The organism is Thalassobacillus devorans (assembly GCF_011761345.1).
GTDB classification, from domain to species: Bacteria; Bacillota; Bacilli; order Bacillales; family Halobacillaceae; genus Thalassobacillus; species Thalassobacillus devorans.
The window spans coordinates 739,880-752,411 of the sequence record NZ_JAASRY010000001.1; the positions used below are offsets into that span (position 1 = coordinate 739,880).

Sequence of the window (12,532 nt, forward strand, 5' to 3'; positions counted from 1 at the left end):
CGCCAATAATGAAGGGTTGACTTTTAAAAAAATAAGTTCAAACTATACCCATAGGGGTTAAGGTAATTATGAAGAGAGGTATTGAAAAATGGAAACAATCATTACAATCGCAGCAGTAGCATTCCTGGTTTGGTTTTTAGCCAAACGGCTGATGCCGGCAAAAGGCGTCGGCCAGATTACAATTTCACAATTGAAGGACGAAATGAAACAGAAAAAAGGAAAACAGTTCATAGACGTCCGTACACCTGGCGAGTATCAGGCGAATCATATTAAAGGCTTTAACAACCTGCCGCTCCAGCAATTAGGAAAGCAGGCGGACCAGCTGGATAAGGAAAAGCCTGTCTATGTCATCTGCCAGAGTGGCGGCCGTTCCTCAGCAGCTTCCGGCATGCTGAAGAAGAAAGGTTTTGAAAAAGTGATCAATGTCCAGGGCGGCATGAATGCCTGGAGAGGTTAAAAGGAGGACCATCGAACAATGAAAAGTTTAACAGCAGAACAAGTTAAAGAAATAATGGAACAAGGGGAACAATTGAATATCGTTGATGTCCGTGAAGTCGGCGAAGTCAGCCAGGGCAAAGTTCCTGGTGCGGTAAATATCCCGCTTCACTTGCTTGAGTTCCGAAAAGATGAATTGGATAAAAATAAAAACTATATCATGGTGTGCCGCTCTGGCGGCCGCAGCGGTCAGGCGACACAATTCCTTGATCAGTATGGTTATGACGTTACCAACATGGAAGGCGGCATGATGTCCTGGACCGGTAAAGTCGAGTAATCGACCTGACGCAGACACACATCAACTTTCATCTATAATAGGAGGTATTTTCAATGAAGGTAAATGAAGTATTAGATGCAAAAGGGCTGGCTTGCCCGATGCCAATCGTTCGAACGAAAAAAGCGATGACAGAACTGGAGCCTGGCCACGTACTAGAAATTCAGGCGACAGACCGCGGTTCGATCGCTGATCTGGAAGCATGGTCTGAAAACATGGGTCATCAATACCTTGGTTATAAAGAAGATGGCGACGTCTTGTACCATTATGTACGCAAGAGTACAGACTCCGAAGATAAACCGGAGGAGAAGCATGACCAGGTTGTTTCCAATGAAGACCTTAAAGGTAAATTGAATGACGAGATCACTGTTCTTGATGTTCGTGAACCAGCAGAATATGAATTCGGCCACATTCCTGGGGCTGTATCCGTGCCGCTCGGAGAAATTGATGAAAAAGCAGATGAAATCGAAAAAAATAAAGATGTCTATGTTATTTGCCGCACCGGAAGCCGCAGTGACATGGCAGCACAGAAACTTGCAGAAAAAGGCTACAACGCATTCAACGTAACGCCAGGTATGAAAGACTGGAACGGCGACGTAGAAAAATAAATCATTAACTTGGAGGGGTTATAATGCCAAAAGCAATGAGCGCACAAGAAATTGCACGTAAAGTAATTGATAAAAAAGAATTGTTTATTCTGGATGTTCGTAACCAAAAAGAATTCGCAGACTGGAAAATCGAAGGCGACAGTGTAGAAGTTTTCAACGTACCTTACTTCGATCTTCTTGATGGTGTCGAAAGCATCATGGATAAACTTCCAAACAAAAACGTATTGGTTGTTTGTGCAAAAGAAGGTTCTTCTATGATGGTTGCCGACATGCTTGAAGAAACCGGCATGACCGGCGTATCTTACTTGAAAGGCGGTATGAAAGCCTGGAGTGAGTACCTGGAGCCGGTCAAAGTAGGCGACATTTCTGACGGCGGTGAACTATACCAGTTCGTACGTCTAGGAAAAGGCTGTCTATCTTATATGGTCATTTCTGATGGGGAAGCAATGGTCATCGACTCTAACCGTATGATTCAGCCATACCTTGACTTTGTAAAAGAAAAGAACGCAAAAATCGTTCAAATTGCAGACACTCATCTGCACGCGGACCACATTTCCGGCGGTCGTGCACTTCGTGAAGAAACAGGTGCCCAATATTGGCTGCCACCGAAAGATGCAACCGAAGTTCAATTCGATTACAACGCACTTGAAGATGGCAGTGAAATCACCGTCGGTACCACTAGAGTTGGCGCACAAGCCGTATATTCTCCAGGTCACACGATCGGATCTACTTCTTTCATCATCGACAGCAAATACTTGTTGACTGGTGACATCCTGTTCGTAGAATCTATCGGCCGTCCTGACCTTGCAGGTCTTACGGAAGACTGGGTCGGCGACTTGCGCGACACACTGTACGGCCGTTACAAAGAGCTGCCTGATGACTTGGAAGTACTTCCTGCCCACTTCGCTAACATGAGTGAAGTACAGGATGATGGGAAAGTATCCGCAACACTAGGTGAGCTTTATAAAGTGAACACTGGCCTGAACGTGGAAGATGAAGGCGAATTCCGTAAGATGGTTACGGAAAACCTTCCACCACAGCCAAACGCATATCAGGAAATTCGTCAGGTAAACATGGGTAAATTAACTCCAGAAGAAGAAGAAAAGCGTGAAATGGAAATCGGACCAAACCGCTGCGCGGTATCCTGATTGGCTGTCCCATTCCAGGGGCTCCCGGTTAATTTTAAAAAAGGAAGCAAATAAAGTACTAGATGCAAAAGGCCTGGCATGCCCAATGCCAATCGTAAAGACAAAAAAAGCGATGGATGAATTGAACAGTGGAGATATCCTGGAAATCCACGCAACAGATAAAGGTGCAAAAGCAGACTTAGCAGCATGGACAGATTCCAGTGGACACGAACTCGTCGATCAGAAAGAAGAAGACGAAGTCCTCAAATTCTGGATCAAGAAAGGCTGAGGAATAAAGGGGGACAGACATACCAGCACAGCTGGGGGGCTGTCCCTTTCCAATAGGTAAGGCTTTCATAGAGATAAAGGGAGGAAGAAAAAATGGAATTGGGTTTTTACATCACGATATTCCTGATTGGTTTTGCAGGATCATATGTGTCAGGAATGGTAGGGATCGGCGGATCGATCATTAAGTATCCGATGCTCTTATATATACCACCTATGCTTGGGTTCGCCGCTTTTACCGCACACGAAGTATCCGGCATCAGCGCCGTCCAGGTGTTCTTTGCAACCATTGCCGGTGCCTGGGCTTACCGTAAAGGCGGTTATCTGAATAAAGATTTGATTATTTATATAGGTGCAAGCATTTTGATTGGTAGTTTCATAGGCAGCTATGGGTCCCGAGCCATGGGTGAAACAGGGATACAGATTGTCTATGGTGTGCTTGCCCTGCTGGCAGCTATCATGATGTTTATTCCACGAAAAAATGTGGATGATATACCACCTGAAGAGGTGACCTTTAATAAAACAATCGCCGCAACGGCAAGTTTCTCCGTCGGTGTCGCAGCCGGTATCGTTGGTGCAGCAGGTGCATTCCTGCTCGTTCCGATCATGTTAACCGTGCTTAAGATCCCAACACGCGTCACGATTGCGACTTCTCTTGCTGTAACGTTCATTTCATCGATTGGTTCTACCGTCGGTAAAGTCATGACCGGGCAAGTTGTCCTAGTGCCTGCGCTCATTATGATTATTGCCAGTCTGATCGCCTCTCCGCTTGGTGCAAAAGCAGGTCAGAAAGTAAACACCAAATTGCTTCAGGGGATCCTGGCAGCATTGATTGTCGGCACTGCCATCAAAATCTGGTGGGACGTTCTTCTTTAATTGTTTACAAAGGATTGGAAATCTATTAAGCTATAATTAAATGAAAAATTGCATAGCGAATTTCGAGCACTAGGGGTGCGTGTAAGCTGAGAGGAGTCCTGGACTCTGACCCTTAGAACCCGAACTGGATAATACCAGCGTGGGGAAGTGCATAGTCTAAGGTGACACGTATAATTAATTTAACGAAACCCTTCGAACTGCATTCCCCCCGCGGGATGCAGTTTTTTATATGTGAAAAATTATTAAAATGGAGGGTTTATTATGGACAACCAAGTATGCAATGGAACAAGCAGGATTGTCGGGTGCCGTTTTTCGGTACATCCTATGACCGAAGACTTCGTATCTGTCATTCTGGGAGCTCTAGAGGAAGTGGATACGTCAAAAGTATGGATGCAGACCGATGATGTCAGTACCTGTATCAGAGGCAGGCTTCCTCATGTTTTCGATGTTACTCAGGCGATTTTCGCTCAAGCTGCCAAAACCGGTCATCATGTCGCTTTTTCAGGAACGTATTCCGTCGGCTGCCCCGGGGACACCGAAGGGGACGTTTATATGTCGGAAGATGATACAAAAGTGAACAACTCAGACATTGATCAGTACGCCGCCTGTGATTTTGCCCTGTACCCGCTTGGTTCTGACAGTTACATGGATATGATCATGGAACAGGTGGAAGCGGCAAAACAGCGCGGGCTGGCCGTGGAAAGTATCCATTATGCCACCAAGCTTAGGGGAGAGGCTAAAGAAATTTTTGCCACACTGGAGCAGGCTTTTACTGTCACACAAGAGCACAATAGTCATGTTGTCATGACTGCTTCCATTTCAGCAAACAGCCCGTCCCATAAAAAGGAGACTGACAATGAATAAATGGAAAATGAGAGAAATAGTTGTCATGTCGGTGCTGTCTGTCGTTTTTGCTGTGGTATATCTGGCGTTTCTTCCAGTCGGAAAGCTGCTTGTCGGCTTTTTCGGACCGATCGGTTATGATTTGATTTTCGGTATCTGGTTTATCGTATCGATTATCGCAGCTTATATTATCCGGAAGCCGGGGGCTGCGTTTTTGTCCGAGACGATTGCAGCCATCATCGAAGTCATGCTCGGGAACGCTGTCGGACCGATGCTCATTGTATCCGGTATGATCCAGGGACTTGGCGCAGAAGCAGTCTTTGCCGCCACCCGCTATCGTTTGTACAATGTCTGGGTACTGATGGGGGCAGGTATGGGTTCCGCCTTATTCAGCTTTGTCTGGGGTTACTTTATCTCCGGCTATGCCGCTCTTGCCACTTCATATGTAGCGGCGATGTTCATTGCCAGGATGATCAGCGGTGCGGTAATTGCAGGATTGTTAGGAAAAGCACTCAGTGACGCGCTTGCTAAAACCGGTGTGCTTTACAATTTTGCCCTTGGAAAAGAGCATAGGAGAAATAAGCATGGCGCCGCATGATTTAGTTGAAATAAAAGACCTTAACGTCAGCTATGAAGAAGCAAAACAGCCTGTTTTGCATGGCTTGAATCTTTCCCTATCTAAAGGAGAAACCACGTTATTGCTCGGCCCAAGCGGCTCTGGCAAAAGCACATTGATGTACACCCTCAATGGTCTGTACCCTGAAGAATTAGATGGAAAGCTGACGGGGGAACGTCTTTACCGGGAACGCCCTTATGAATCGTTTAATCCAGGGGAATTAAGCAGAGGGATCGGTGTCGTGTTCCAGGAGCCCGAAAGCCAGTTTTGCATGCTGACAGTCGAGGATGAAGTAGCATTTGGATTGGAAAACCTCGACACGCCTCCTGACGTCATTGCTGAAAAAGTCGACAGGGCACTGGGATTGGTGGGCTTGTCAGATGTAAAGGAAGCGACGATTACGTCCTTGTCCGGCGGGATGAAACAAAAGCTGGCCCTAGCCTGTGTCCTCGCTATGGAGCCGGAATTAATCATTTTAGATGAGCCGACATCCCTGCTCGACCCCCACTCGAGGCAAGCGTTTGTGGAGACCGTTATCTCCCTTCAGCAAGAAAAAGGACTTGGCTTGCTAATCATCGAGCATAACCTCGATGAATGGCTGGCCTATGTGGACCGCTGCCTGCTAATGAATCGTAACGGAAAACTTTTTTATGACGGACCATTGGCACAAGGATTCCACGAGCATTATGAGACGATTAAAAAAGAAGGGATATGGATGCCGCATCTGTTTCGGACCGCCTATCAGCTGATGCAACAGGGTGTAATCAATGATAGAAAAGCGTTCCCTTTGGAATTAGAAGCTATCTCCCGACATATTCCACACGGATTTTTCAAGGGGAAAATTCCACTTTCATCGGCGATGCCTCATCTTTCCCTGGAAAATGTCAGCTATAAACACATCATTCATCCAGTTACGTCCACCATCCACAAAGGAGAGTGGGTGGCTATTGTGGGAGCTAACGGAGCGGGGAAGACAACGCTAAGCCTGTTGCTGGCTGGGTTGATGATTCCTTCAGGAGGAACAATCACACTGAATGGCAACTGCTTGGAAGATTATCGAAGTGAATCCTTATGGCAGGAAGTCGGCTACGTATTCCAAAGTCCCGAGCATCAATTTGTGGCCGATACGGTCTTTGAAGAAGTCGCGTTTGGGCTTCGTCTGCAAGAGCGGCCAGAGTCCGAGGTGGAGGAACGAACCGAGGTCATGTTGGAACACTATGGTTTAACGGCGCACAAAGATCGCCATCCTTATACGTTGAGTCAAGGTCAGAAACGTCGTTTGAGTATTGCGACGATGATGGTGGAGAACCAGGGGCTGCTGGTTTTGGATGAACCGACGTTTGGACAGGATGAACATTCGGCACAGGAAATTATAGCGCTATTGCAGCAACGGCAGCAGGAAGGTGCGACCCTGGTGATGGTTACCCATGATATGGAACTGGTTGATCAGCATGCAGACCGTGCACTTGTCATGGAAAACGGGAGCCTGGCTTTTGATGGTTCACCGGAGGAGTTATGGGAAAAAGGGGAGCACTGGCTGACTCACCACCAACTACAGCCGCCATTTCGTGTCCGGCTGGAACAAGCGGCAAAGAAAGGAGCAGATACCATTGAATCTGCAAGAGCTTAATCCCAGTGTGAAAGCGATCACGCTGATTGTGGCTGTATTTTTGCTCGCTTTCGTTTTCGATCCGATTACGCCGCTAGTATTTTCGCTTGGAATCATAACCATCACCTTTCTTTTCGGACACGTCTCTTTTAAAAGGTGGGCACTTTATTTTATCCCTTTCTTTATCATCGCTTTCGGGTTCTTCTGGACGACGCTTGTCTTTAGTGACAGCAGTAATCATTCAGGGAAGTTGATAGAGGCTGGTTTTTTAACTTTTCCACTGGAAGGATTTCAAGTTGCCGTATCACTCGCCCTGCGCGTGCTCGGTTTCGCTCTTTTATCCTTACTGTTCATATTGACAACAAATAAAACCGATTTTCTGCTCAGCTTAATGCAGCAATTGAAGCTGTCCCCGAAGATCGCTTATGGAGTACTTGCCGGCTACCGGTTTTTACCGCTGATGTTAACCGAGTTAAAAACGATCCGCATGGCCCACCGCATCCGAGGGATCCATCGTGGAAAAGGGATCAGTGGGCGGGTACGTGAACTGAAGCGTTACGTCATCCCGCTGCTCGCTAGTGCCATCCGAAAAGCAGAACGGACAGCAGTCGCTATGGAATCAAAAGGATTCACAGGCAGCAGGCAGCGCACCTTCTACCGGACCATGAACATATCCTATAAAGACTGGGTATTCCTCGGTATGGTCCTGGCCCTTTATGGAGTCAGTGTGTATACTTCTGTAAGCTGGGGTTACTTTGAATGGTATAACGGCCAATTATAAAATTTCTTCTTATTTTGTCACGAGAGAAACTGCTTTTAGTTGCTTAAAAGCAGTTTTTTTGGTTTGACTGTCATCGTTGAAAATGAACAATCAGCGTTTTGACAGAAGCGGAGAACCAGCTTATTTTTGATAAAAAAGGAAGGTTTTCATGATAATTAAAAAGCATGAAATGCCTATGGCAGTACTGGATTTGACAGCTATTCAAAGGCGGCTGCCCCCTAATCATCCAAAGCTGGGCAACATCCAATCAGACTTATCTTTATACGAATCCGGCTATCGGGGAGAACTAGCTTTAGACTATCATTTGAATATGCTCCATGATAAAGAAACGTTCCTTCTGCATGGCGTCAGACTTCATTCCCGTAATAATTTTCAAATCGATACTATGGTAATGACACCTTACTTTTTCCTGATTATAGAAGTGAAGAATTTTACCGGCAGCGTTCGATTTGACCATGGATTCGGGCAGATGACGCAATCCTTTTATGGGGAAGAACGTTCTTTTAAAGACCCGGTCATACAGGCAGAAAACCAGGCATTCCACATGCAGAGCTGGCTGCTCAGCCAGGGAATTTCCGGAATTCCAGTCGAAACGCTCGTAGTCTTTGTCAGCAATCACGTTCAACTTACACGACAAGGCGAAGGAGCGGTTGATGAGCGCATCATTCATGCCGGTAAATTACGGGAAAAAATTAGCGCGCTTCGTGATGTTTTTTCGTACCGCTTGCTTGATACCTCTGAATTACGAAAGCTGGCCAATCGTATCAAGCGACATAATCAACCGCTGCGTATGGATATGAAGAAAAAATATAAACTTGCAGCGGATGATATTAGGCCGGGTATCCTTTGTACAGAATGCGGCTCCCTCCCAATGATAAGAAAGCACGGATCCTGGCAATGTACCTACTGCGGCCATATGGATAACCAAGCACATATTAACGCATTAAAAGATTACAAGTTGCTTTTTAACGATTCCATAACGAATAAAGAAGCGAGGTGGATGCTGCAAAGCACGGATCGTCATATTGTAGGGAAACTTCTAACTAGACATGGTCTCCGGCACAATGGTATGCGGAAAAACAGGAGGTATTACTTGGAGTTTGATTATCAAACCGATTACGCTTATTTGCTGAAGTGAAGTGTCTCATATAATCAAAAACATGCTCTCTTTTTTCAGAATTTGTCTCTCTTTTTCAAAAAATTGTCTCTCTTATTTTTAAAAGTGTCTCACATGGGGCCATCATTTTCGCTCTTATCCCATGCTGTGTCTCATATACCAGGTTATTGTCTCACTTATAATTCAAAACCCAACCACACAAAAAAGGAAAAATCCCGCAGTACGGGATTTCACGATTTAGAACTAATTTGGTTTGCTGCCCACCCATGGACGGCCTCCCATTCTTCGCGGAGCACACCCATCCGGATAGAATCATAATATTTTCCTTCATAGATGCGGCATTTCCGCATCCGGCCTTCCAGTTTCATGCCAAGCTTTTCAGCGACACGCATCATCCGCTCGTTTTTCGACCACGTCGTCAAGCCGACACGGGCAAGCGGAAGGGAAGAGAAGAGGTGATCGATCCACAACTTCAGCGCCTCGCTGCCATAACCACCATTCCAGTACTCCGCCCGGTAAATGCCGATGCCGACCTCAAGCCACCTGGAAGGCTTATGCTCCCAGTAATAGCTGACGGTGCCAATAATTTCTCCCTTTACTTCAATAATCAGGCGGGAGTCAGGTTCCTCCGCACCTAATCGTTCTTTCCGCGCCCGCTCATAACTTCTGAAACTGTCTAACGTGTGCGGCTCAAGCGGGTAATAGGGTGCATCCCACTTTTTCCATTCCGGGTCCGTCTTTTTATAAATCAATTTCCATAAGGATTCATGATCTTTGTCTGAAATGCTTCGCAATGTCACGCTTCTGCCTGCGAGCAAGGTATCTTCAGCAGTCATACCATCACCCCCGCAATAATCCTTCTTCTTTATCCTATCATACTTGCACGGGTAATTACCCCTGTGACAAAAAAGTGTTTGCCACCAGTCGAGTCGGGTAATATAAATAGAAGTCATATGTAGAATCAGGAAGGGTTTTTCAGATGTTGAAATTAATAGCTTATACGAAAGAGGGAGAGTTGATTGAAGATAATACCCTGAATCCATTGAAGAATCGAGAGGATATTGGCTGGTATTGGCTTGATTTCGATCGCCCGAGCCGGGAAGAAACAGATCTATTAGATAGTTATTTTCACTTTCATCCGCTCGCGATAGAAGACTGCATTCATGATCTGCAGCGGCCTAAAATGGATTATTATGAAGATCATACATTGATAGTCATTCATTCCATTGATGCTAACACATTAAAAAAACAGGAAATCGATATTTTCTTTGGTGAAGACTTCATCATTACCTATCATAAAAGTGAATTGCCGATGATGAATCACGTAATGCGAATGGTAAAGAAAGAGCGTCCGAAATGGGAAGAATATTATGTACTGCATTATATCTTCGATTTGGTCGTCGACAATTACTTTCCTATCATCTATGAAATCGAGGATCATATTAATGAAATCGAAGATAATACACAAAATCTATCCATCGACAAACTGCTGGAGCAATTGTTCGACCGGCGCAGTGAACTGCTGACAATGAGGCAGACGATCCATCCGATGCGTGATCTGTTGTACCGGATTCTCAATTCCCATCATCTGGACGGTATGAAACAGGGGAAGGAATACTTTGCTGATGTCCATGACCATCTGATCAAGCTGGCGGATGTGATTGCATCAAATCGTGACCTTACCCAGGATATAAGGGACAGTTATTTATCATTGACTTCCCATCAGCAAAATAAAACCATGCAGGTGCTGACGGTAATCTCGGTCATTTTCATGCCGCTCACGTTCATCGCCGGGGTTTATGGCATGAACTTTGAGAATATGCCTGAATTGGATGAACCTTTCGCGTATCCACTTGTCTGGTTTATCATGATTGCCCTGTCCGTCGCCATGATCATCTGGTTTAAGAAAAAAGGCTGGTTCGATTAATCGTTAAAAAAGGTGCCCGTTTCCTCATCAGGAGGAAGCGGGCACCTTTTTCAGTTGGAAAGAAAGTTCCGTCCAGAGGAGGATACGAAATCACTCGGCTGGCCGTTATGGAAAAAATGGAAAATACCTATAATTAAGTTAAGAAAAATAAACGGAGGAGATAGACATGAACTTCTTAAAAAAATGGGTCGATAACACGAAGCGGAATCCGTATCGCGACGTATGGCTCAAAATGCAACGCCGGCACATCTGATTATCAATTATCCGGAAAGGAAGTGATGTTATGTATTTCAATGAATATGAAATCTCCAAAGAAGTGGAAGAACGCCGCCCGCGATAATTGCACCTTTCCCTCTTGTTGAAAAATAAGAGGGATTTTGTCTGTCTACAAGGCGTTGTGCATGTCCACCCTCTCTTCTGCATAGGATGCTGTGGGGGGCGGTGGATATGATAGCATCCTGGATGGTGCTGATGGTTATTTTGCTTATCTTATCGATTTCTGTCATAGGAAAAATACGGGCGATGGAAGAAAAGAGGTACGTAAACGAAATACGTATGGCTGTCATCATTTTACTCGTTCTTTATGTAAGCAGCTTGTTATCGTTTCTAAATATGGCGCTCGTACCTGTGTTAATAATCGGCGCAGTGGCTGCGGGCGTGGTGAGCCTTGTTATCCGTGTGGAAGCGAGTTTACAGTGGGGGGCGATGGTCCACGGGGTCATGGCTGCGATTATGGGGTGGATGGTTATCCCGATGCTCGGAGCGAATCAACAGGTGCAGTATATGGAAGTATTGTCTCTCCTTCTATTTATTTTAATGTCGGGCTGGTTGTTTTTAACGTTGGGAAAAGAAAGTAAGTCGTATAATAAGTTATTTTTATTTTGTTTTGTTGTCCTGGTGTTTCATGAATTCCTCACTTATGTCGCCTGGCCGATATGAAACCTGGGTAAGTTCAATAGGGGAAAAAACAAAAACAGGGGGTTGATAGGATTCGCTATCACCCCCTATATACTGGATTATTTCAGAATATCATGGTCGACGTAGCGTTCACCGTTTAGTTCACTGATGACATTGATCGCGACGTGGGCGCCGTGTCCAGAGGTGATGATGGTATGGACGCTGACGCCGGCGACGGTACCAGCTGCCCAGACATTTTTCTTGTCGGTTTTGCCCTGAGCGTCAGCTTTGATGATCTTAGCCACGCGAGGTTCTGTACCATCTTGCACCGTCAAGCCGGTCTCTTCTGCCAGTTTTGCCGACATGCCGGTAGCGAAAATGACGTGTGTCGCTTCATAGCTGTTATTCTCAGTTTTCAATGTATACCCGGAACCACTTTCCTCGATTGCATTCACTTCTTCTTCTTTTAATTCTGCCCCGAACTTCGTTGCCTGCTCCTGACCTGTTTTCAATAATTCCGGACCTTCGATTTTTTTTACACCATAATGATTTTCCACCCAGGCTTTCGCTGTAATGCTTTTCCCATGGTCGAACATAACAACCTTTTTTCCGGCTTTGGCGGCGAACAATGCGGCACTGGCACCAGCCGGTCCTGCACCGATAATGGCAATATCAAACATTAAATTCCACTCCTTTTGAAAACGTATTCACCTGCTATTATAACGAAACGTTCGATTATTTTGAAAATAATTGCTCTTTAGCAGGAGGTGATTACAGAATCATAAAAAAATGAACAACGCCCGTCTGGATTTCCAGGCGGGCGTTGTCCTAAGATGGAGAAAAGGATGATTTATGTGATAATCCCCTCATCAGAGGAGTTATCGCTGAATTATAGCAAAGGTCCGACTACATAATTAATTAAAAACCATAAGATTCCGAAGAAAATAATTAAATACGTTATATATTTGATAGCTGCTACGCCGACCTTGCTGGAATCTTTCTTTTTTTCTTTCCGTTCAATGTCTACGTCGCGATCGTCTGCCATGTTCGATCACTCCTTTTTTGGAAAGATAGCCT

Annotated in this window: 16 protein-coding genes and 1 riboswitch; of the genes, 13 read left to right on the forward strand and 3 right to left on the reverse strand. The window is 45.3% G+C overall.

Going from position 1 to position 12,532, the window contains the following annotated elements; translation table 11 throughout:
- The first annotated feature begins 88 nt into the window (after window positions 1–88).
- The 11 genes from FHS45_RS03660 to FHS45_RS03710 all read left to right on the forward strand — a co-directional run bounded on the left by FHS45_RS03660 (window position 89) and on the right by FHS45_RS03710 (window position 8,652).
- On the forward strand, window positions 89–457 hold the full coding sequence (locus FHS45_RS03660) for a rhodanese-like domain-containing protein (protein ID WP_062445467.1): 369 nt from the start codon (window positions 89–91) through the stop codon (window positions 455–457).
- Window positions 458–475: 18 nt separating this feature from the next.
- Entirely contained in the window at window positions 476–772 is a 297-nt protein-coding gene (locus tag FHS45_RS03665; protein ID WP_062445469.1) for a rhodanese-like domain-containing protein, read from the forward strand.
- Between the two features lie 53 nt (window positions 773–825).
- Window positions 826–1,377, forward strand: a complete 552-nt coding sequence (locus FHS45_RS03670; RefSeq protein ID WP_062445472.1) for a sulfurtransferase TusA family protein — start codon at window positions 826–828, stop codon at window positions 1,375–1,377.
- Between the two features lie 20 nt (window positions 1,378–1,397).
- Window positions 1,398–2,525 carry an MBL fold metallo-hydrolase gene (locus FHS45_RS03675; protein WP_371872012.1) on the forward strand — a complete coding sequence of 376 codons (1,128 nt, stop codon included), beginning with the start codon at window positions 1,398–1,400 and terminating at the stop codon, window positions 2,523–2,525.
- A 31-nt stretch (window positions 2,526–2,556) separates the two neighbouring features.
- Window positions 2,557–2,793 (forward strand): sulfurtransferase TusA family protein, encoded by a 237-nt coding sequence (locus FHS45_RS03680; protein WP_258953993.1) that lies wholly within the window; start codon window positions 2,557–2,559, stop codon window positions 2,791–2,793.
- Window positions 2,794–2,885: 92 nt separating this feature from the next.
- Window positions 2,886–3,665, forward strand: coding sequence for a sulfite exporter TauE/SafE family protein (locus FHS45_RS03685; RefSeq protein ID WP_062445476.1), 780 nt, complete (start codon window positions 2,886–2,888; stop codon window positions 3,663–3,665).
- A gap of 61 nt (window positions 3,666–3,726) precedes the next feature.
- Window positions 3,727–3,828: riboswitch (TPP riboswitch) on the forward strand.
- Window positions 3,829–3,926: 98 nt separating this feature from the next.
- Entirely contained in the window at window positions 3,927–4,529 is a 603-nt protein-coding gene (locus FHS45_RS03690) for a YkoF family thiamine/hydroxymethylpyrimidine-binding protein (protein ID WP_181949533.1), read from the forward strand.
- Complete coding sequence (locus FHS45_RS03695; RefSeq protein WP_062445481.1) at window positions 4,522–5,106, forward strand: ECF transporter S component; 585 nt, start codon at window positions 4,522–4,524, stop codon at window positions 5,104–5,106. Before FHS45_RS03690 ends, FHS45_RS03695 begins: the two co-directional genes overlap by 8 nt.
- A complete protein-coding gene (locus FHS45_RS03700; protein WP_062445483.1) occupies window positions 5,093–6,754 on the forward strand; it encodes an ABC transporter ATP-binding protein in 1,662 nt (553 codons plus the stop codon). Before FHS45_RS03695 ends, FHS45_RS03700 begins: the two co-directional genes overlap by 14 nt.
- Window positions 6,735–7,514 (forward strand): energy-coupling factor transporter transmembrane component T family protein, encoded by a 780-nt coding sequence (locus FHS45_RS03705; RefSeq protein ID WP_062445485.1) that lies wholly within the window; start codon window positions 6,735–6,737, stop codon window positions 7,512–7,514. The genes FHS45_RS03700 and FHS45_RS03705 overlap by 20 nt, the downstream gene beginning before the upstream one ends.
- A 148-nt stretch (window positions 7,515–7,662) precedes the next feature.
- On the forward strand, window positions 7,663–8,652 hold the full coding sequence (locus tag FHS45_RS03710) for a nuclease-related domain-containing protein (RefSeq protein WP_062445487.1): 990 nt from the start codon (window positions 7,663–7,665) through the stop codon (window positions 8,650–8,652).
- A gap of 209 nt (window positions 8,653–8,861) precedes the next feature.
- Here the strand turns inward: FHS45_RS03710 and FHS45_RS03715 are convergent, their stop codons facing one another.
- Window positions 8,862–9,467: a GNAT family N-acetyltransferase gene (locus tag FHS45_RS03715; protein WP_062445489.1), complete on the reverse strand. Its 606-nt coding sequence runs from the start codon at window positions 9,465–9,467 to the stop codon at window positions 8,862–8,864.
- Between the two features lie 143 nt (window positions 9,468–9,610).
- Between FHS45_RS03715 and corA the strand changes: the two genes are divergently transcribed.
- Both corA and FHS45_RS03725 read left to right on the forward strand, forming a co-directional pair.
- The gene (gene corA, locus FHS45_RS03720) at window positions 9,611–10,558 is read left to right on the forward strand and encodes a magnesium/cobalt transporter CorA (RefSeq protein ID WP_062445491.1); all 948 of its coding nucleotides are present in this window, start codon (window positions 9,611–9,613) and stop codon (window positions 10,556–10,558) included.
- A gap of 447 nt (window positions 10,559–11,005) precedes the next feature.
- Complete coding sequence (locus tag FHS45_RS03725) at window positions 11,006–11,497, forward strand: hypothetical protein (protein ID WP_062445493.1); 492 nt, start codon at window positions 11,006–11,008, stop codon at window positions 11,495–11,497.
- 77 nt (window positions 11,498–11,574) lie between these two features.
- Here the strand turns inward: FHS45_RS03725 and FHS45_RS03730 are convergent, their stop codons facing one another.
- Window positions 11,575–12,135 (reverse strand): FAD-dependent oxidoreductase, encoded by a 561-nt coding sequence (locus tag FHS45_RS03730; RefSeq protein WP_062445495.1) that lies wholly within the window; start codon window positions 12,133–12,135, stop codon window positions 11,575–11,577.
- Window positions 12,136–12,344: 209 nt separating this feature from the next.
- Window positions 12,345–12,500, reverse strand: coding sequence for a hypothetical protein (locus FHS45_RS03735; protein WP_166761355.1), 156 nt, complete (start codon window positions 12,498–12,500; stop codon window positions 12,345–12,347).
- Window positions 12,501–12,532 lie beyond the last annotated feature (32 nt).